Source organism: Streptomyces sp. STR69 (assembly GCF_024519455.1).
Classification (GTDB): Bacteria; Actinomycetota; Actinomycetes; order Streptomycetales; family Streptomycetaceae; genus Streptomyces.
The window spans coordinates 253,625-272,508 of record NZ_JALJRY010000011.1 but is presented as its reverse complement, the minus strand read 5'-3'; the positions used below and the strand labels follow the sequence as shown (position 1 = coordinate 272,508).

General features: G+C 67.8%; 19 protein-coding genes and 1 pseudogene. 9 read left to right on the top strand and 11 right to left on the bottom strand.

What is annotated here, in order from left to right; all coding sequences use genetic code 11:
- Positions 1 to 122 precede the first annotated feature (122 nt).
- A complete protein-coding gene (locus OC490_RS22620) occupies positions 123 to 1,511 on the bottom strand; it encodes an MFS transporter (RefSeq protein WP_262059793.1) in 1,389 nt (462 codons plus the stop codon).
- Positions 1,512 to 1,683: 172 nt separating this feature from the next.
- Here OC490_RS22620 and OC490_RS22615 point away from each other — a divergent pair, with 172 nt between their 5' ends.
- A complete protein-coding gene (locus tag OC490_RS22615; protein ID WP_262059792.1) occupies positions 1,684 to 2,493 on the top strand; it encodes a GntR family transcriptional regulator in 810 nt (269 codons plus the stop codon).
- Positions 2,494 to 2,723: 230 nt separating this feature from the next.
- On the opposite strand, the gene OC490_RS22610 is transcribed toward OC490_RS22615, so the two are convergent.
- Together OC490_RS22610 and OC490_RS22605 are read right to left on the bottom strand one after the other, a co-directional pair.
- Complete coding sequence (locus OC490_RS22610) at positions 2,724 to 2,975, bottom strand: pectinesterase family protein (protein ID WP_262059791.1); 252 nt, start codon at positions 2,973 to 2,975, stop codon at positions 2,724 to 2,726.
- Positions 2,976 to 3,304: 329 nt separating this feature from the next.
- Entirely contained in the window at positions 3,305 to 3,964 is a 660-nt protein-coding gene (locus OC490_RS22605; RefSeq protein ID WP_262059790.1) for a TetR/AcrR family transcriptional regulator C-terminal domain-containing protein, read from the bottom strand.
- A gap of 525 nt (positions 3,965 to 4,489) precedes the next feature.
- On the opposite strand from OC490_RS22605, the gene OC490_RS22600 reads away from it, so the two are divergent.
- Entirely contained in the window at positions 4,490 to 5,767 is a 1,278-nt protein-coding gene (locus OC490_RS22600) for an SNG1 family protein (protein WP_262059789.1), read from the top strand.
- Positions 5,768 to 6,118: 351 nt separating this feature from the next.
- On the opposite strand, the gene OC490_RS22595 is transcribed toward OC490_RS22600, so the two are convergent.
- From OC490_RS22595 to OC490_RS22585, 3 genes are all read right to left on the bottom strand, one after another.
- The gene (locus tag OC490_RS22595) at positions 6,119 to 7,069 is read right to left on the bottom strand and encodes an ornithine cyclodeaminase family protein (RefSeq protein WP_262059788.1); all 951 of its coding nucleotides are present in this window, start codon (positions 7,067 to 7,069) and stop codon (positions 6,119 to 6,121) included.
- A gap of 713 nt (positions 7,070 to 7,782) precedes the next feature.
- Positions 7,783 to 8,193, bottom strand: a complete 411-nt coding sequence (locus tag OC490_RS22590) for a RidA family protein (protein WP_262059787.1) — start codon at positions 8,191 to 8,193, stop codon at positions 7,783 to 7,785.
- Entirely contained in the window at positions 8,190 to 9,053 is an 864-nt protein-coding gene (locus OC490_RS22585; protein WP_262059786.1) for a pyrroline-5-carboxylate reductase family protein, read from the bottom strand. The genes OC490_RS22590 and OC490_RS22585 overlap by 4 nt, the downstream gene beginning before the upstream one ends.
- A 175-nt stretch (positions 9,054 to 9,228) precedes the next feature.
- Here OC490_RS22585 and OC490_RS22580 point away from each other — a divergent pair, with 175 nt between their 5' ends.
- The 4 genes from OC490_RS22580 (at position 9,229) to OC490_RS22565 (ending at position 14,041) form a co-directional block, all read left to right on the top strand.
- A complete protein-coding gene (locus tag OC490_RS22580; protein WP_262059785.1) occupies positions 9,229 to 9,684 on the top strand; it encodes a nuclear transport factor 2 family protein in 456 nt (151 codons plus the stop codon).
- Positions 9,681 to 10,964, top strand: coding sequence for a metal-dependent hydrolase family protein (locus tag OC490_RS22575; RefSeq protein ID WP_262059784.1), 1,284 nt, complete (start codon positions 9,681 to 9,683; stop codon positions 10,962 to 10,964). Before OC490_RS22580 ends, OC490_RS22575 begins: the two co-directional genes overlap by 4 nt.
- Complete coding sequence (locus OC490_RS22570; protein WP_262059783.1) at positions 10,961 to 12,088, top strand: mandelate racemase/muconate lactonizing enzyme family protein; 1,128 nt, start codon at positions 10,961 to 10,963, stop codon at positions 12,086 to 12,088. Before OC490_RS22575 ends, OC490_RS22570 begins: the two co-directional genes overlap by 4 nt.
- A gap of 1,197 nt (positions 12,089 to 13,285) precedes the next feature.
- Positions 13,286 to 14,041 (top strand): SDR family NAD(P)-dependent oxidoreductase, encoded by a 756-nt coding sequence (locus tag OC490_RS22565; protein WP_262059782.1) that lies wholly within the window; start codon positions 13,286 to 13,288, stop codon positions 14,039 to 14,041.
- A 109-nt stretch (positions 14,042 to 14,150) separates the two neighbouring features.
- Here the strand turns inward: OC490_RS22565 and OC490_RS22560 are convergent, their stop codons facing one another.
- Complete coding sequence (locus OC490_RS22560; protein ID WP_262059829.1) at positions 14,151 to 14,693, bottom strand: transposase; 543 nt, start codon at positions 14,691 to 14,693, stop codon at positions 14,151 to 14,153.
- 53 nt (positions 14,694 to 14,746) lie between these two features.
- The gene (locus OC490_RS22555; protein ID WP_262059828.1) at positions 14,747 to 15,109 is read right to left on the bottom strand and encodes a helix-turn-helix domain-containing protein; all 363 of its coding nucleotides are present in this window, start codon (positions 15,107 to 15,109) and stop codon (positions 14,747 to 14,749) included.
- Between the two features lie 823 nt (positions 15,110 to 15,932).
- Here OC490_RS22555 and OC490_RS22550 point away from each other — a divergent pair.
- Positions 15,933 to 16,694 carry an SGNH/GDSL hydrolase family protein gene (locus OC490_RS22550; RefSeq protein ID WP_262059781.1) on the top strand — a complete coding sequence of 254 codons (762 nt, stop codon included), beginning with the start codon at positions 15,933 to 15,935 and terminating at the stop codon, positions 16,692 to 16,694.
- A gap of 128 nt (positions 16,695 to 16,822) precedes the next feature.
- Here OC490_RS22550 and OC490_RS49570 read toward each other — a convergent pair whose 3' ends face one another.
- Together OC490_RS49570 and OC490_RS49565 are read right to left on the bottom strand one after the other, a co-directional pair.
- Positions 16,823 to 17,008 (bottom strand): DUF4334 domain-containing protein, encoded by a 186-nt coding sequence (locus tag OC490_RS49570; RefSeq protein ID WP_410098836.1) that lies wholly within the window; start codon positions 17,006 to 17,008, stop codon positions 16,823 to 16,825.
- Positions 16,971 to 17,279: a GXWXG domain-containing protein gene (locus tag OC490_RS49565; protein WP_410098847.1), complete on the bottom strand. Its 309-nt coding sequence runs from the start codon at positions 17,277 to 17,279 to the stop codon at positions 16,971 to 16,973. The genes OC490_RS49570 and OC490_RS49565 overlap by 38 nt, the downstream gene beginning before the upstream one ends.
- Positions 17,280 to 17,602: 323 nt before the next feature.
- Here OC490_RS49565 and OC490_RS22535 point away from each other — a divergent pair, with 323 nt between their 5' ends.
- Positions 17,603 to 18,331, top strand: a complete 729-nt coding sequence (locus OC490_RS22535; RefSeq protein ID WP_262059780.1) for a hypothetical protein — start codon at positions 17,603 to 17,605, stop codon at positions 18,329 to 18,331.
- Between the two features lie 41 nt (positions 18,332 to 18,372).
- Positions 18,373 to 18,588 carry a hypothetical protein gene (locus OC490_RS22530; RefSeq protein ID WP_262059830.1) on the top strand — a complete coding sequence of 72 codons (216 nt, stop codon included), beginning with the start codon at positions 18,373 to 18,375 and terminating at the stop codon, positions 18,586 to 18,588.
- Here the strand turns inward: OC490_RS22530 and OC490_RS22525 are convergent.
- A pseudogene (locus OC490_RS22525) lies at positions 18,572 to 18,718 on the bottom strand (dihydrodipicolinate synthase family protein); the annotation flags it as partial. The gene OC490_RS22530 and the pseudogene OC490_RS22525 overlap by 17 nt on opposite strands.
- Positions 18,719 to 18,884: the final 166 nt, after the last annotated feature.

Genomic DNA, 18,884 nt, shown 5'->3' with positions numbered 1-18,884 from the left:
CCACCTCCCCATCACCGAGAACGAACTGAACGTCCGATCCCTCTCTCGGCGACACCGAACGCCATGCCCGATCAGCGGAAACTCGGCGATCACAACCGGAAGGACAGCGGCTTTTCACTTGTCTAGCTTTCGCGCGGCTTGATGCAGAAGCTGGCGGCGAGGGCGAGCGTCGTGATGCCGCAGGAGATCCAGAGGGAGGTAGTGAAGCCGCTGACGGTTCCCTGTGCTGCGAAGGGTGCGACGATGCCGATGCCGAGGCCTGCGCCGATTCCGAACGCGGCTCCGTTGAGGCCGGGGAGGGCGGCGGGGGCTTCCTCGGGAGACTGGATGACGCCAAGGCCGTTGACGGTGGTCAGGACGAGGCCGTTGTAGACGACGCCGAGCGCGGCGATCGCAGCGAAGACACTCCAGCGGTTCGTGGGGTAGAGCGCGATCACGGCCAGCGGGACGATGTTGAGGGCGAGCCCGATTCTGAGGATCTTGATCCAGCCGGCTTTGCCGGCGAGCCATCCGGCGGCTGGGGCCGCGAAGACGCCGATGACGGCTGCGGGGGCCAGGTAGAGCAGCGCGGAGCGTGAGGCGGACAGCCCGAAGCCGATGTCGGAGTTCTGGCTGAGGATGACGACAGTGAAGTTGATGACGGCGAAGACGCCCGCCAGGACAGTGATGGTCGTGGCTACGACGGGCCAGACCTGGCGAGAGCGCAGGTGTCTGACGGCGATCAGCGGGGTCGTGGTCCGTCTTTCGACAAGGACGAAGGCCACGAAGGACAAGACCGTACCCACCAGATACCCGAGAGCGGTCGGCGCTGTCCATCCGTCCGACGAGCCGTAGGAGACGAAGTAGGTTACGCAGATCAAGCCGATGGACAAGGCGGCAGAGCCCCACCAGTCCATGTGTCCGCTGGCCGCGGGTCGGGCGGTGTCGGGCAGGAACAGGGCGACACAGCCAATCGCGGCGATACAGACCAGGAGGATGACGACGAAGATCGAGCGGTAGCCGAGGGTGTCGGACAGGCGGCCTCCGAGATAGCCGTCAAGGCCGCCGACTCCGCCGTTGATCGAGGTGATCACGCCGAGCGCGGTTCCGAACACCTTGGCGCTGAGCCGCTCGTTGAGGATGACGTAGGCGAGCTGGAAGGCGGCGCTGGACGCGCCCTGCAGTACGCGGCCGGCCAGCAGTGTCGGCAGGTTGGGTGCGAAGACGCACAGGATGGTTCCTACGGAGGTTGCCGCGAGGACGGCGAGGAGCATTCTCTTGCGGCCCGTGAAGTCGCTGAATCGGGAGAAGACCACTCCGGCGACGGCTCCGGCCAGGAAGAACAGGGACGAGACCTGTGCGATGTCCTTGACGCTTGTGCCGAGTTCGCGCGCCATGTCCGGCAGAGCCGGGGTGATCATGCTGGCGTTCAGCGCGTAGGCGATGACACCCAGCACCAGGACAGCGACGAGGCTGACGGCCTTGCTGTCCGCGCCGGGATCGGCGCGCGTCCCGGATTTCCGTTCGTCCAACCACCGAGCATGAGCACTGCTTGTGTTCATTTGCGGCCCCACTGTTACCTAGAGTGAAACTCCGGTCTGATGTCAGATGTTATACCTCTCGGTCTGACATGTGTCTAGCAGTTGATTTCCTGGTTTGATAGAGGAACCTTCCGTTGGCTGAATCGTCAGAAGCGAGGCCTCTGTGACCATCACCCTCGACGAGTTCCTTGCTACCCCCCTGTCCGTCCCCGTAGGGCAGCCGCTACGGGTGGCCGTCTACTCGCGCATGGCGCACGGGATTCGTTCGCACGTCTTCGGTCTGGGCTCGGCCCTGCCAAGGGAGAGCGAACTGGGCGAACGGCTGAATGTCAGCCGCACCGTCGTGCGCGAAGCGCTCATGCTGCTTGAGGAGGACGGGCTCATCCGGACGCGCCGAGGAGTGGGGCGCTTCGTCGTCCCCGCCCTGCCGCGACCGGGACTTGAGCAACTGCACCCGTTCGAGAGCATCCTGTCGGCACCGGGCCATCCCATCCAGGTCGAGCGCCTGGAGATGACCCTTCAGCGACCCACGGACTTTGTCATGCAGGGTCTCGGGCTCGACGAGGACAGCAACGCGTGGTTCTGCGAAAGCCGTCTGAGCCTGGACGGCGAACCTGTAGCCCTGGTCCAGGAGCACATCCCCGCCGGTATTTACCTTCGCGCCATCAGCCAAGTCGCTGCTGACCGGATCCAAGAGCTGCAAGTCGGATCGCACACGCTGCTGAGCGGGCTGGCCGACATGCTCGGCCCCGTCTTCGGCCCGGGGCAATGCCGGATCACGGCCGGAATCGCCGGCGTCACGCGGGCCAAGCTCTTGAATCTGCAGCCGTGCGACCCTCTCCTCGTCCTGACCCAGACCGCCGGGCTCTCCGGAAAGGCCGCCTACCTCGCCAAATACGTCGTAGTCCCCGGAATCGAACAACTCTCCATCCAGCAGGCACCGCAGCCCGCAGCCACCATCACAGGTCCGTGACCTTTCACGGTCGTGGGGTACCGCGTGACCGCCGCTGCCGGCACTTCGTCGGGAAAGTCGAGGAGCGTCTTGCGGGTGATCGCGATGTGGTCGGCGGCCAGGGTGAGCCCGGCAGCAGTGCGCTGATCTGCACGATCTGCTCATGGGCGGCCTCCGTCTCCGCGGTGGTCTGCTTCTCCCGGGCCTCCAGGCGGACCAGCGGGGCACCGGGGTCTGCTGCTGGTCGCCGCTCACGCGCCGCTCCAGTCCGGTGTGGAGGTGCCGGTCAGCCGACGGGCCTCACCGGTCTGTGGTGATGACGACCCCGGAGGCATTGCTGCTGGCCCCCTGATCAGCAGGTTCGCCTTGCTCGCGGGGACGGTGATCGCCTCGGGGTAGGTGCCGGGCTCGATCTCGATGGTGTACTGGAGTCCGTCCGAGGGGATGGCGTCGATCGCGGCCTGCCCGGTGTCGTAGTCGCCGGAGCCGTCGGCGGCGACCACCGCCGCGGTGTTGTCCTCCGGTGAGGCGGCGGCGCTTGGAGTATCCGGGGCAGCCGTTGGCGAGCATCATGACGCGTGCGTAGCCGCGTGCGAGGTTGAGCGCCGGCTCCACGACGTCACCGAAGCCGTTGCGGAACCAGCCGGTCAGCGGGATGGGGGCTGGTCGCTGCCGGTGAGCCGCACCTGACGGATCCGTTCGCTCAGCGAACCCTGCCTTCCTTCTTCGACGACTTCACAGCCGCCGTGAGCTTCCTGACCCGCAAGACGGAACGCCCGGAGTCGTCCCGGCCGGGCATGGGCCAATGAGCCGGTTCCTGGCTGCCCAGGGCTCAGCCCGCCGGGGTGACGCGGCGGCGCACCCCGTCGAGGATGAGTTCGAGCCCGAACTCCATCTCCGCCTCGTGGTCGCAGACCGCCAGTTCGCCCGCCACGGCGGCCATGGCCGGCAACCCGCTCCGGGCGAGATCCCGCTCCCGGTCGGCGACAACTTCCGGGATGGCACCGGCATATGTAGGCGCCGAGCCGACCTCCCGCGCCAGTGTCCCGATCAGGAACGCGATGAAGGCGCGCAGGACGTGCACGGCGGCGGCGCCTTCCAGGCCGGCCCGGTTCAGTACGCGCAGTGCGGTCTCGATGACCGGCATAGCGGCGGAGGCCTTCAGGTCCCGCGTCAGTACCAGGGTCGCGGAATGCGGGTACCTCAGGGCTGCGGTGCGGAAGGCACGGGCGAGGCCACGCAGTCCGTCCTGCCAGGACATCCCGTCCACGTCGGGGATCACGATGCCCTTCAGGATCACGTCCGCCATGGCGTCGAGCACGTCGGTCTTGTCGTCGACGTGGTTGTACAGCGACATGGTCCGCACCCCGACCGCCGTCGCGATCTTGTGGAGCGACAGCTTCTCCACGCCCTCGGCCTCCGCCAGTTCCAGGGCACGGCTGACGATCTCCTCCCTGGTCAGCGGCCCACGGCGGGTCAGTCTCTGGGCCATCACCCCTCCCTCCGCCGGTGGCGGTGCATCCGGATCGAACGTGCAGCGTAAGCCCTGGCGGAGAACCGCCCTGCTCCCGGAGTGCGGGCTTGACTGGACTTATGCCGTAAGTCTATCTTCGGGAACGTGGACTTACGGCATAAGTTCGACGGAGGTCCACAGCCGAACAGCACCGTGTGCGCCCCTGTGGGCGTCACCGTCAACCAGGCGGACCTCCACATGTTCCAAGGCATCTGCACCCCGCGAACGAAGACCAACGGTCCGGTCGCTGCCGGGCCCGAGTTCGTCGGTGCGGACGTGCAGGCCGCTGCCGTTCGTGAACGAAGTGTTGCCTTTCGGCGAGGCGGGAGCGCCCGCTGGAAGGGCGATCCCGGCTGCCAGGTGCTGCGCCTCTGAGCAGCCGGATCGACCTACTCCGACGGGGCGGTACGGCGAGGCGCCGCTTGCTCGCCCCGCCTCCTCCTCATTGCTGCGGGGCGGCCTTCCGCCCCGTGCCCCGCCCTGCACCAGACACGACGGAGAACCATGACCACCGACGGCATGACCCCCGACAACGGCCCGCAGGAACGCGCCGCCACGCTCCTGCGCCGCCCCAGGCTGTGGCTGATGCCCACGGTCCTCAGCGGGCTGCTCGCCCTGCTGCTGTCACTGCTCTACATGGGCGGCATCGTCAACCCGCAGGGCGACCTGCACGACCTGCCGATTGCGCTCGTCAACGCCGACCAGGGGGAGCCGCTGCCCGGGCAGCAGGAGAACCTCGGCACACAGATAACCCGGACCATCCTTTCCGACACCTCCAGCGACAAGGCCGAGTGGCGTGCCCTCACGCTCCGGCAGGCCCAGGACGAGCTGGACTCCGGCAAGGTCTACGGCGCCCTGGTCGTCCCCGCGGGCTTCACCGACTCCGTCGCCGCGCTCACCACCGCGAGCGCCACCGCCCGCCCGACGCTGACGGTGCTGACCAACCCGGGCAAGGGCAGCCTGGGCTCCTCCATGGCCGGCCAGATCACCACGGCCGCCGCCCACCAGGCGTCCCAGACCATCGGCAAGCAGCTGACAGCCACCGCGGGAGCGGACTCCGCACATAAGCTGCTGCTCGCCGATCCGGTCGGCGTCACCGCCCAGGTCGGCCACCCCCTCGGCAGCCGCAGCGGTCTCGGCCTGAGCGCCTTCTACTACACCCTGCTGCTCGTGCTCGCCGGGTTCATGGGAGCCAATGTCATCAGCAACGGCGTCGACACCTCCCTCGGCTACGCCGACAACGAGATCGGCCCCTGGCACACCCGACGGCTCACGGTCCCCGTCAACCGCGCCCAGACACTGCTGCTGAAGATGGTCATGACGGCCGCGATCACGGTCTTCAGCGTCTCCTTCGTGATGCTGGCCTGCATCAGCATCCTCGGGATGGACGCGACCCACATCCCGCTGCTGTGGATCTACTCCTACTGCGCGGCCCTCGCCGTCGGCCTCGGCGTCCAGGCCATCAACGCCGCGTTTGGCGGGGTCGGCCAACTGGTGTCCATGTTCGTGTTCATCGTCCTGGGCCTGCCGTCCTCCGACGCGACCGTCCCCCTCCAGGCCGTCCCCGGCTTCTACCGCTTCCTCTCCCACTTCGAGCCCATGCGCCAACTCAGCGACGGCGTAAGGGCGATCCTCTACTTCGACGCCCGCGGCGACGCCGGCCTCACCCGGGCCTGGATCATGATCGCGCTCGGTGCCGTCCTGGCTCTGCTCTTCGGCTTCGCGATGACCATGTACTACGACCGGAAGGGCCTCAAGCGCCTGACTCCGCAGCCCGCTTGATCCGGCCGCCGGTGTCGGCGAGCCGGGAGTCACTCCGGCCGGCTGGGGCCCCGGGTCTCGCCGGCCGGGCAGACCGGCGGGGTGAGCGCTCGCAGATCGCCGAGCGGAGCGGACTCGTCGGACACGACACCGCGTCGCAGGGGGTGTGCTCCGGTGCCGACCGAGACCGGGCAAGGCGGCTGGACCGGCGGCAGGCGGGCCGTCGCCGGGCTTGGTGCGCGGAGAGGGAAGGCGATCTCGGCCCTGTCGTGTCTCCCTCCGCGCGCAAGGCTGTCACGCAACAACGACCAACCATGTGCATGGTCAACCTCCAAGTCCTGCCGGGCGTACGCAAGATCGAGGCCAGTGAGATCAGCCCGCCACGAGACCCTCGTGCGCCCGTAGGACCTCCGTGGCGACAACCAGATCTTGCCAGGCCATCCCGGAACTCTTGAAGACCGTTGGCACCCCACCGCTGAGCAGCGCCTTGCCGGTCACGATGTCTGCCATCTCGACCAGGTCGGACTCCGCGAGCTTCCTCTCCTCGATCGCCAGGATCACATCGCCGGCTTCCCTGAGGGCGGTGGGCACGTCCTCGACGATGACCTGTGCCCGCGCCATCAGCGTTCCGTCGATCTCCCGTACGTCGACCTCGTGCGAGCCGACCGCGATGACGACGGCGTCGTTCTTCGGCAGGCCGCCGGAGAACAGCGGCTCGCGGGCGCTGGTGGCGCAGACAATCACATCCGCTTCGGCCACCGCGTCGGCGACTTCGGCGGAGCCGGTCCTGAGGACCGTGGACTGCGCCGGCAGCGAAGCGACCGCTCGGTCCCGGTCGCGCGCGACCCAGGTGATCGACGCGAGCGGATCCTCGACGACATCGGACAGCGTCCGCACGTGTGCGCGTCCCTGTGGGCCACAGCCGAAACTGACAACCTTGAGCGGGTGGCGCGCGAGGCGGAGGACCGGGCGGACCGCCGCGATGGAGACCGCCGGCGTGCGGAGATTGGTCAGCGCAACCCCGTCCATGGTGGCGATCAGCGAGAGCGTCTCGGCGTCGAAGAGCAAATACGTGGCCTGAATCCGTGGGCGCCCACGACGCGGATTCTCCGGGGCCACTGTCGCAACCTTCACTCCGGCGAAGGCGCCGACCTCCGACGGCATGAGCAGGAATTGACCGTGCGAGACATCCGCGATCTGTCTGGCCGGACCACGCCCGGTTTCAAGCCCACCTCGCAGAGCTCGCTCGACGGATTCCACTGCCTGACGCGGACGAACCAGCGTGAGAATCCGGTCGTGATCGAAGTGTGTGAACGCGGTCACCGAGTCGCCGTCCTCATGGTCTCGTCCGTCCGTACGACCTTGCCGTTCATGTACCTGCGCTGCGCGAGGAGTACCGCGAGACGTGTGCAGCCCTCGGGAGGAACCGGCCTCTGAGGGAACGGCACATTCGCGGTCGGCATCAGGCTCTCGTGGCGGCGCGGGCCGGGAGCAAACGATGTCGAGGCCACCCCTCTCCACCGTGGCCGGGTCCGTGACATCGACCGTCACGAATGGCACTCCGTCGACCTGGGGAACCGCGAAGGCCGCGCCGTCAGGGTCATGGCTCACAACGCGTGCGCCGTGCGGAGCCAGGTATGCCGCCGTCGTGGCACCGCGGCCGGAGGCCGTGCCTGCGGCAACTGCCGTAGTTCGTTTGAGCTGCATTGTTCTCCGTCTCGGACGTCCGTGACCGCGCCGGGGTGCTGCCTCGCGGCACGCACTGTCGGTGCCGCGAACGGATCGCGTCTTTCGGTGGTGGTCGGTCGGTGACCGTGCTGCGCAGCAGGCGACTTCCGTATCGACGACGAACCGACCGGTGCCACCGTCGGACAGCGGCCCTTCGATGCGAGGCGAGCGCTGGACGATGCCGAGGCCGATCAAGGAGACGATCCCGCAGACGACGGAACGCCGGTAGTCGTACCCCGGCTGACGCCGCTTCCGGAGCATGGACACAGATGGCGGCGTTCCCCGGGCGAACGCCGCCACAAGCGAATTCAGATGGACCGTGGAACCGCGACGTACGCGTCGATCTCCACACTCGCTCCGAGCGGCAGCATGGCCACGCCGAACGTGACACGTGCCGGTGGGGTCGCGTCGCCGAACCACCGACCGTAGGCCTCGTTGACGATCGGCCAGTCCCTGTCGAGGTTCGCGACATAGATCGTCGTCCGCAACCCGTACTCGCGGAGATCGGTGCCGGCGGACGCCGCGACGGCATTCAGATTGTCCAGGCACTGAGTCACCTGACCGGCGACGTCGCCGGCGTGCAGCAAGAGGTTCGATACGGGATCGAGGGCGATCTGCCCTGAGCAGAACAGGGTCCCGCGGGAGATCACACCGTGGCTGTACGGTCCGGCGGCAGCCGGTGCCTCGGGGGAGTGGACCGTGATCTTGACGTCACTCATACCGGCTCCGCGTTCTCGTCGTTCGTGGACTTGGACTGTTGGCGATCGAGCTCGGACTGCGAAGCGAGTTCTCTGCCGCGCGCGTGGGCAGCCGCCACGGCGTCGAAGAGGGCGTCGCGCACGTTGTGGCGCTCAAGTTCGCGGAACGCGGCGATCGTCTGGCCCCCACGGCTCATCACGTCTTCGCGCAGTTGGGCGGGGTGGCGACCCGAGGCACGCATCATCTCGCCCGCGCCGACCGCGGCCTGGATGAGAAGGTCCCGAGCAAGGTCGACGGGAAGGCCTTCCTTGACGCCTGCCTGCGTCATCACTTCGACCAGGAAGTAGAAGTAGGCGATCCCGCCGCCGGAGATTCCTGACACGGCGTCGAGGTAGTCCTCGGGTGCCTCGACCGACGTTCCCACGGCGGTGAGCAGCGAGTTCACGACACTCATGTGGTCCGGGGTCGCGTGCGCGCCGCCGGCGGCGACGCTCGCGCCGCAGCCGAGTTCGATGGCGAGTGTCGTCATCACCCGCACGACCGGTCTTCCGGCGCCGAGTCGCGCCTCGAACCATTGAGTGGTCAATCCGCTGACGAAGGACACGACGACGGCGTTCGGTCGCAGGTCGTCCCGGATCTCGTCGAGGAGGGCTGCGGTGTCCTGCGGCTTGGTGCAGATGAACGCGTAGTCGGCACGTGTGGCCCCGTCGGCATTCGAAACGAGGGACAACCCTTCGGTACGGGCTGAAGGCGCTCCCGACCTGGTGGTGACGAAGACGTCGGCATCGCACTCGGCGGCCTCGGCGATTCCGCGGGCCAGGGAGCTACCGATGCGGCCGGCTCCGAAGACGACGATGCCAGTGCCGCTGGGCGAGGTCATGGAGCTCCATTCGGATGGACAGGCACCTGCTGGAGGGCGAGATTAGGCGCGACAAATCGGCCTTGTCAAATGTAAAGCCGCATGCCATGATCCCCGTACTTTCCAAACGGCCAGCAAGGGCTTGAGCGTTCGCCGATCGCCCGCTGAGCTTCGCCCTGACCGGATCCGGAGTCACATGCCCGAGACGCCTGCTTCCAAGAGCATCGCCATCGCCAGACGCGCGATGTCCTACCTCGAACTTCCCCGGGACCAGCGTGCACCCGGCTACCAGGAGGTCTACTTCGACAGCCTGAGTGACGACGTGGAACTGAGGTTCGCGGTACCCGGGGACATGTTCCTGTGGGGCGAGGTGCGTCGCGGCAAAGGCGCGGTGCGGGCCTTCTTCAACGAGACCCCGTGGCACGAGATCATGGAAGCGCGCGGGTTCCAGAGCGAGCCCGAGTACCTCGCGAACGAGGACGGTTCGCGTGTGGTCATGCTCGCCACAGAGGGCTGGCAGCTCATCAAGACCGGCACCGAAGTCGAAAGCTGCGAGTTCGCCCAGGTGATGGACATCCAGAACGGGCTGATCACCCGGATCCTCGTGATCCAGGATCAGTCCGACTGGACCTACGCCTACCCGCGCGCATGAGCGGCCTGATCGTCCACGACGTCCACGTTCTGGACGAAGGCGGCAGCTTCGACTCCGCCGCCGTCGACGTGGTCGTACGCGACGGACTCGTCACGTACGTCGGCGCGAATGCCCCGGCCGATGCCGACGCGGTGCACCACGACGGTCGCGGTCGCTGGCTGATCCCGGGAATCGTGGACTGCCACGCTCACGTCACCAGCCTCTCCCTCGACATGCTCGAACTGATGGAGATGCCGGTGACCCGGTGGGCGATCGAGGCCGGTCGCAACGTCGAAGCCATGCTGCGGGCAGGCGTCACCACCGCTCGTGACGCCGGTGGTGCCGATGCGGGGATCAGGGACTCCATCGCCGCCGGTGTCGTCCTCGGCCCCGACCTGCTCATCTCCTGCACCATGCTCAGCGAGACCGGAGGCCACGGCGACGGGTTCCTCGCCGGACCCGGGCTCGACTGCACCGCGGGCTACGTCGTCCCCGACTTCCCCAGCATGCCGTCCAGCCTGGTCGACGGCCCGGACGAGATGCGGCGGAAGGTGCGCCAGATCATCCGCGCGGGGGGCGACTGGATCAAGCTCGCCATCAGCGGCGGTGTGCTTTCGGGTCATGACGAGCCGGACCACCCGCAGTTCGGCTACGAGGAGATCTCGGTCGCTGTCGAAGAGGCACGTCGCAAGGGGCGCCGAGTGATGGCGCACGCGGTCGCCGGTCCGGGCATCGACGATGCCGTCCGGGCCGGGGTCCGGTCGATCGAGCACGGCGTCAACCTGACCGAGGAACAGGCGGCGAGCATGGCCGAGGCGGGCTGCTACCTGGTCCCGACCCTCACGGTCCTGAACCAGATGGTCGAGCGAGCGCGGAACGGCGGTCTTCCGCCGGTCAGCGCACGCAAGGCGCTCGAACTCGAACCGAGCGTCGGCAAGTGCGTCGAGATCGCGAAGGGCTACGGCGTCCCGATCGCCCTGGGGTCGGACTTCATGACCCGCGACCAGCACGGGATGAACCTCTCCGAGATCGACTCGCTACGGCGTGCGGGCCTGACCGCGGCCGAGGCGCTGCTCGCCGCGACGCGCACCGGGCAGGAGCTCTGTGAGCGCGGTGGGACTCACGGACGGATCGCTGCCGGATATGTCTTCGACGCCGTCCTGCTCGGCGCGGACCCGAGCGACACCACCATCTTCAACGACTCCGCCGCGGTGGTGTCCGTGTACCGCCGCGGTCATCTGGTGCACAGCACCGACGGCGAACCGGCAACGACCGACTCCACGGAAGGAGCGCACCTGTGAACGCGGTGTCGAAGGAGACGCGCATCGAGCGCGTCGAGATCTACGGGTACGACGTCAACTACGCGCACGGCACCTACATCATGTCGGGTGACCGGCGGATCACCTCGCTGCCCAGCACCATCGTGCGGGTGATCACGGCCGGCGGTGCGGAGGGGTTCGGCGAGGTCTGCCCGCTCGGCCCGGCGTACCTGCCGGCGTTCGGCGGCGGTGCTCGCGCAGCCATGGAGCTCCTGGGCCCCGCGGTGATCGGCCAGGACGTTGCCGACCACTCCGGTCTGAACGCACGGATGGACGACGCCTTGATGGGCCATGGCTACGCGAAATCCGCGGTCGACATCGCCTCATGGGACGCACTCGGCCGGCACAGCGGTCTGTCGGTCGCCGCGCTGCTCGGTGGAGAACGACAGACCCGCTTCCCGCTGTACTACGCCGTTCCGCTGGGTCCGGTCGACGAGATGGCGGCGTATGTCGAGGACCGGCGCTCCGAGGGCATCCACAACTTCCAGTTGAAGCTCGGCGACGATCCACGCCAGGACGCCGAACGGGTCCGGGTGGTCGCGGAGCGCGCGAGTGAGGGCGACACCGTCGTCGCCGACGCCAACTGCGGCTGGCGGAGCCAGGACGCGGTGATCGCAGCCCGTCTGCTGGAGGACCTCGACCACGTCCTCTACGAGCAGCCGTGCCCGACGATCGAGGAGTGCCTCCTCGTACGCGAGCGCACGACGCTGCCGATGGTCCTCGACGAGGTCATCGTGGATGTCGCGGCGCTGCTACGCGCTCATGCCGCGAACGCGATGGAGCAGATCAACCTCAAGATCGGGCGCGTCGGAGGGCTCACCAAGGCCAAGCAGATCCGCGACCTCTGCGAGACCCTCGGGCTCCGGATGACGATCGAGGACACCTGGGGTGGCGACGTCACGACCGCCGCTGTCGCCCACCTCGCGGGCAGCACCGCTCCTGAGGCATTCTTCGCCGCGTCCTTCATGAACGACTGGGTTCTGGAGCGGGTAGCGGGACACCAGCCGCACTCGGACAACGGCTACGGGGTTCTCCCCAAAGGACCTGGGCTCGGGATCGAGGTCGACCTCAGCCTGCTCGGCTCTCCGATCTCCACCTTCGTGTGACCCGAGGACAGCTTCGGTGATGGCGATTCCTGTAGGCGGCTCTCGCCGAGGTTCCAGATGCTCTGTTGGTGGTCTCCAGGCCGTCAGTCTCTGGCAGAGCCGCCGGACACGGGTGGGTAGTCGTGCCGGGGAAGTGGTTGTGGCGCCGGGCGGAAGCCTGCGTTCGGTCGTGTCCCGCTTCGTGGTCTGAGCGACTTCGCTCGACGCGTTCCGGTAGGCCGCGCGTCGGCCGCCCCATGGGACAGGGCACCAGGGTCGCCAAGCGGCTGACCTGCCGTCAGCGGCATGCGCGGTCCCGATCCGCGCCGATGCGGTGATGACCTGCGGATTCCGGCGCCTTGATCCGCTGCCTCACCTGGCGGGACACCACCCAGTCGGGCCGGAGACAGGTCACGCGGCCCATCGGCCGCATACGAGTCGGCGGACTCAGCCTCCGTGAACAAGCCGTCCAGCCGATCCCGCACCCACATCGCGGTCGCGCCCCGTGGATCGCTCGCCCGCGCCATCCACGCGTTCAGCAGCGGGATCAGCCGCCCCGCCCTCCGAGCCCATCGCCACCGCGGCCACTCCTCCGACGGCCGGGACTGCCCCGCTCCCACCGGCGCAGCAGCATCAGGACATCCCTGCAGCCTCAACGAGTGAAGATCGCCAACAGCATCCGGAACTGCAGCCGGAGACGTCTTCGAGAATCGCCTTCGCCGACGGCACGGCGCAGGGCGGCGACTGTCGGCGGCGGGTGAATCGTGGCTCAGCCAAGATTTCCGTGCAGCCGATCAGCGAGCTCTCTGGTTCGTGACTCTGTGTTGTCGGCGGTCGGCGGTCGGCGGTCGGCGTGCCCCGCAGCTTGTACTCGGGGCTGAAAGTGCGGCGCTTCGGCCGGGGCGCCGGGTCGGTCCGGCGGGCGTGGTGCTGGTCATGAGGGGGTGTTTCTCCTGTCGTGCCCTCTTAGGCCGACCAGACAAAGCGGGGCGTCTCACCACAGGCTGACAGAGCGGGCCCGAGCCGCGATGAGGCCGATCGAGCCCGAACACTGTCCGCACTGGCCTGCCGAGTCGGGGTGGGGCTCCGCGTGTTGGCGAAGACATCCCCTTCGCTCCTGCAGGCCATACATCTCGCCCACCACGAGGGAGACCAGCCACAGCCGTCGGATCACCCCCGACTGACCAGCTAGGCAAGCCCTGCCGCTAGGCTTCCGTCATGCCCACAGCCTTGGTCACTGGAGCGACGGCCGGAATCGGAGCCGCGTTCGTCCGGCGGCTCGCCGCTGACGGCTTCGACCTGGTCCTGCTCGCCCGGGACACCGAGCGCCTCGAACAGACCGCCGAGAAACTTCGGACCGCCCACGCTGTGAGAGTGGAGGTCCTCTCCGCGGACCTCGCCACCGAGACAGGCCTCGCGACGGCGGAGCAACGGGCCGCACGCGACGTGGACTTGGTGGTCAACAACGCCGGGTTCGGCCAGCGCGGTGACTTCCTCGACACCGAACTGTCCGAGGAACTGGCCATGTTGCGGGTGCACTGCGAAGCCGTACTGCGACTTACCCGCACTGCTCTGCCCGGCATGGTGGAACGTGGACGCGGTGGCGTCATCAACGTCGCCTCGGTCGCGGCGTTCTTCCCGCGCGGAACGTACAGCGCGTCCAAGGCCTGGGTGGTGACCTTCAGCGAAAGCGCGTGCCAACAGGTGGGCGGCAGCGGCGCCCACGTCATGGCCCTGTGTCCCGGGTGGGTACGCACCGAGTTCCACAAGCGGTCGGACATGGACACCTCGGGGATTCCGGACGCGTTGTGGATCGACGCGGACCAACTCGTCGACAGTGCGATCCGCGACTTCCGCAGGCGCGTCCCGGTGAGCGTGCCCGACAATCGCTACAAGGCCATGGTCGGTCTCGGTCGCGTCCTGCCCCGCCAACTCGTCGCCTACCTGTCCGCGCGGGCGGGCAGCCGACACTAGGACCTGTGCGGCTGGGCTGATCTCGGCGTACAGAGATGTGGAAGTCAAGGTTTCGCCGAAGCCCTGGCCGTTCAGCGGTCGATGCGCTCCACGCCCAGTTGGCGCAGGCTTACTGACCTTGAATGCGTAATGTCGTCATGGTGAGGCCGGTGCCGGTGAGGCAGCCGTCGAGGACGTCGTGGCGGTGTTGGAGCTGGCGCAAGCCGCGCCGGACGGTGGTGATCAGGTCGTGCGGGTCGGCGAAGGCGCGGTTGGCCGTGGTGGTGCGCCGCAGTACCGACCAGATGCCTTCGACCGGGTTGAGGTCGGTTGAGCAGGGCGGGAGTTGGTAGACGGTGAGCCAGTCCCGTTCGGCGAGGTAGCGGCGCATCCCGGCCGTCAGATGAGTGTTCAGGTTGTCCCGCACGAGCACCATCGGGCTGCCGAGCTGCTGGTGCGCGGTCTGGATCAGGTCGCGGTAGTCCTGCCAGGAGAAGCATTTACGTCCGTCGGGCCGGGCGTCCGGGCAGGGCCGGTAGATCAGCCGGGAGCGTTCACCGGGCTTGTGGCAGGCCAGGGCGGCGACGGATAAGCGTCGGCGGGAGCATCCCCGTACGCGCACGACGGGAGTGCGGCCGCGGCGGGACCAGGTACGGACGGTCGGCGGTGTCATCGAGAAGCCGGCCTTGTCCTCGAAGACCAGCCAGGCGTCGGGCGCCGCCGCGGTCATTCCACGTGCGGCCAGGTCTCCTTCACCCAGCCGGCCACCGCTGTCTCATCGCGTTCCAGGGCCCGGCGGGCGGGGAGCCGGCAGGTCCAGCCGTGCCGTTTGAGCAGGGCCGCGACGCCCTGGATCGTGTAGCTCCTGTGGAACCGGCGCCCGATCAGGGTCTTGATCCGTACCAGAGTCCAGGCCTGGTCGGCCCAGCCGTGCGCGAGGGGGCACTTGCCCAACTCCCGCTCCAGGACCGCGAACAGCTCATCGCTCGGCAGAGGCAGAGACGCCGGTCCCTTCGACGCAAGAGCCCGCGTCCCACCCTCGGCCCACGCTCTGCGCCAGCGCTGCACCGAGCGGACAGCGACCCGCAGGTCATGAGCGACAACGGCGGTGTCGTCACCGCGCGCGAATCACTCGGCCGCCTCTGCCCGAAGCCGCTCCCGAAACGCCCGACGCTCGGCAGTCGGCCCGCCACCCTGCGTGTACCTCATGAAGACGGCCTACCGCCGGGACCACCACCTGTCAGCCCTCACGACACCACGCGTTGAAGGTCAGTAGTTCGGTCTGCTGCCGCAGGTATTCGGGTCGGCCCAGGAGCACCTCCCTCGCCAAGAAGGTCGCCGAAAAGACCATCATGAGGCGGGAAAAGGTGGCCACATCCCCTTCTTCACAACAACAACACCGCCGCTGCCCGCGAACTGGAGCCGGCGGCGCTCTCCACCGCGGGGGAGGCCAGGCCAGACGCAAAGGCCGGAGGCCCGGTCGCGAAGCCATGAAACGACAATGGAAGGAGGCTTCCGGTCAGGCGACGCACCACCGTGTCTTGGAGTCAGGCGCCGGGATCGGCAAGGTCACTCTCATCGGTCTCTGAGCACCGACTCCGCCTTGTGATCATCGACACAGGGCAGGCTTCGAACTTTCTCCCTGTCGCTGCCCTCTTGTCTGCGAAACAACCGGCCCGTCGTCGCTGCCCAGCGGATCCGCACCGCACTGCACCGCATCGCGCAGCACCGTCGGGCCGCCGTCACCGTGCGGAAAACGAAAGGCGAAGGGCGAAAGATGCAAAGAGAACAGACACAGCGAAGGGGCAGGGTGGGCCGCCGAGCTGCCGCAGGCGGCCTCCTGGCCCTGGCCTGTGTTGTCGCAACGGCCACGGCGGGAAGCGCCTCCCCCCTGCACACCAGGACACAGGGCGTGCCGTACGTCGCACTCGGGGACTCCTCGGCCTCCGGGCCGCTGATCCCCGACCAGGTCGACGCCAACTGCCTTCGGTCGAACCACAACTACCCGTCGCTCGTGGCCACCGCGCTCGACGACAAACTGACCGATGTCAGCTGCTCCAGCGCGACGACCGCGAACATGACGGCGCCTCAGGGCACCGCGCCACCCCAGTTCGACGCGCTCAACCGTTCGACGAAGCTCGTCACCCTGACCATCGGGGGCAATGACATCGACTTCACCTCGATCATCGGGACGTGCGCGTCACTCGGGGCCACCGATCCGACGGGAGCACCCTGCAAGGCCCACTACAACTCGGGAGGCACCGACCAGATCAAGGCGGTGATCCAGCAGACGGCGCCCAAGGTCGCCCGGGTGCTGCGCGGGATCAAGAAGCGTGCCCCGCATGCCCGCGTACTCGTCGTGGGCTATGTGGACCTCTTCCCCGACGACGGAAGCTCCTGCACGAGCGCGACCGCGCCGTTCGCCGCCGGCGACTTCACCTGGATGCGCGACCGCGAGCTCACCCTCAACTCCATGCTGGCCACCCAGGCCCGCCGAGCCGGTGCCACCTACGTGGACACCTACACCCCCACCATCGGACACGACATGTGCGCACCCGCCGCGGAACGCTGGGTAGAGGACCTGGTTCCCGTACACCCCGCATTCCCCGTCCACGCGAACGCGCAGGGCCACGAGGCCGAGGCGACAGCGGTCGAGCACGCCCTTCATAGGTAGGAACACGACACGAAGCATGCCGTCGCTCGGCCCGCAGTGGGCCGAGCGACGGGGTAGGCGTAGCCGCAGCTCGCCCGATGTTCACCTATGCCTTCATGCGCGTGGAGGGGGGAGCTTCGGAGGCAAGCTCAGGCTGCGTACTCAAGGATGAAGCAGAAGAAGGGCCCGTCTTCGGGGAACTCCTTGCCATTCATGATCCCCATCAGGGTCGTGTCGTCGACGCGCTTGAAATGGTCGAATATCGGCTGCCCGTCGTAGACCATCGTCGCGGTGACCTCACCGCGGACCTTCGACGTTCCACAGGCCGGGCTCACCCTTGCCGGGCTCAATGGTGGAGAACAGCTCACCTCTGGCATCGCGGCAGATCAGCGGCTTCACATCCGTCACGCTCACAAACCTCTTACCGTGCCACCTGATTTGCTCCAGCTGACCGTTCAGGGGATGTCCGGTAGCGTAAGACTTGCAAGTTCGAGTTTCGTATGACTCGAACTTTCGAGACTGTGCCGTTTTGGCGGGTTCTGTAGCCTGCGCCTCGGTGTCGGCGACGGGGGAAGATCCGGCACTCGTCGAGCCGGCCGGCGCCACCCGCAAGGCATGGCGGCTTCTTCGAGAACTGTGGTGCTCGACCACCCGGATCACCGAGCTTGTCCAGGCCGTCTTCACTCTGTCCACCTCGGAGCGAGGGTGGAAAAGACTCAAGGTCAGTAGCCGTTGTCGTGCCGATCTTGGGGTTTGTCGACCGAACGGGAGTCCCGATTGGGTGGTCGCGAGGTGCTCGGCGCATACGAGCAGGGCCTCCCGAACAGCTCGTTGGTGTCGAATCACCGATCCCGGTGAACTGCGCCAAGGGCTCGCAGAAGAACAACATGCGGGCGCATGGCGCGCCGACCTGCGAGGGTAAGTCTCAAATGGCGCAAGTCTGCACGATCACGCCGGGCGGCGCGATCACCAACGGTGGTGACAATCCTGCCCAGTTGGTGACGAAGGCGTTCACCTACGGGCGCTGGGGCCAGGCCGCCACGGTCGCGGCGACGGCGAACGGCGTCACCCGCGCCACCGTGTCCGCCTGCGACATCGCCGGCCGTCCCCTCTCGACGACCGTGACCGGCGGCGCGGGCGCCCTGCCCGCCACCACGATGTCGTACAACGACTCGGGACTGGAGACCGAGGTCACCTCCGGAGGCAAGACGATCACCTCGACGATCGACCGCCTCGGCCGCGAGATCTCCTACGACGACGGAGCCGGCAACACGACGAAGACCACCTACGTCAACCTGAACCGGGCGCTCCAGATCTCCGACTCGGCCCCGTCCACCACGACGTACGCCTACGACACCACCGCCGATCCTCGCGGGCTGCCGACCTCGGTCACCGACTCGGTCGCGGGCAGGTTCGGCGCCACGTACGACGGAGACGGACAAATCGTCAAGGAGACCCTGCCGGGCGGCCCCGCACTCGCGATCGACTACGACTCCAGCGGCCGTGAGACCGCCCGCGAGTACACCGACGCGAACCACGCCAAGATCCTCGCCGGCACCGGCGACTACACCGTCTCCGGCCAACTGGCCGGGCACGCGCAGACCGACGGCGGCACGGTCGTCGGTCAGTACGGCTACGACAACGAGGGCCACCTCTGACGTCCGCACGGACCGACACCGGTTCGACGTGCTCGACCCGTGTGTACGCCTTCGGCGACAGCCGCAGCAACCGTCCCGGCCTGACGGCCACCGCGTCCGACGCACCCTGCGACACCGCCGCCGCAACCACCACCGACCGGACCGACTACATCTACGACAGCGCGGACCGGCTGATCACTGCCACCCACGCCGACACCACCGTTAAGGCGGTGTACGACACCTTCGGGCGCCGCACCACCGGTCCATCGACAGTTTGACGCTCTGGACGAATTCAGTCCGAGAGTCCCAGCGCACCAGTGGGTGCAGCGCGCGGCAGAGCGGGAGCGTGGTCTCCAGGTCACCGGCCACCGCCGCGTTGAACGGCTTGGCGCAGTCAGCGGGTGCCGCCCGGTGGCTGGAGATCGCATGTTGCCGCAGAACTCCTGGACGCCGACGACGAGGCGTCCCCGTGAACCTCTCCGTGAAGCCGCGCCCGCACTTCGGATACGGGTTCGTTGGCTCGCGCCTGGCGACTTTTGCACCGACGCGGGCACCGGATGCCCGCGACTTTACA

Bases quoted from the DNA above. Each gene is read 5' to 3' on its own strand.
- OC490_RS22605 (WP_262059790.1), bottom strand. From the start codon at position 3,964: ATGGCCCAGAGACTGACCCGCCGTGGGCCGCTGACCAGGGAGGAGATC.
- OC490_RS22600 (WP_262059789.1), top strand. From the start codon at position 4,490: ATGACCACCGACGGCATGACCCCCGACAACGGCCCGCAGGAACGCGCC.
- OC490_RS22590 (WP_262059787.1), bottom strand. From the start codon at position 8,193: ATGAGTGACGTCAAGATCACGGTCCACTCCCCCGAGGCACCGGCTGCC.
- OC490_RS22585 (WP_262059786.1), bottom strand. From the start codon at position 9,053: ATGACCTCGCCCAGCGGCACTGGCATCGTCGTCTTCGGAGCCGGCCGC.
- OC490_RS22580 (WP_262059785.1), top strand. From the start codon at position 9,229: ATGCCCGAGACGCCTGCTTCCAAGAGCATCGCCATCGCCAGACGCGCG.
- OC490_RS22575 (WP_262059784.1), top strand. From the start codon at position 9,681: ATGAGCGGCCTGATCGTCCACGACGTCCACGTTCTGGACGAAGGCGGC.
- OC490_RS22565 (WP_262059782.1), top strand. From the start codon at position 13,286: ATGCCCACAGCCTTGGTCACTGGAGCGACGGCCGGAATCGGAGCCGCG.
- OC490_RS22560 (WP_262059829.1), bottom strand. From the start codon at position 14,693: ATGACACCGCCGACCGTCCGTACCTGGTCCCGCCGCGGCCGCACTCCC.
- OC490_RS22535 (WP_262059780.1), top strand. From the start codon at position 17,603: ATGGCGCAAGTCTGCACGATCACGCCGGGCGGCGCGATCACCAACGGT.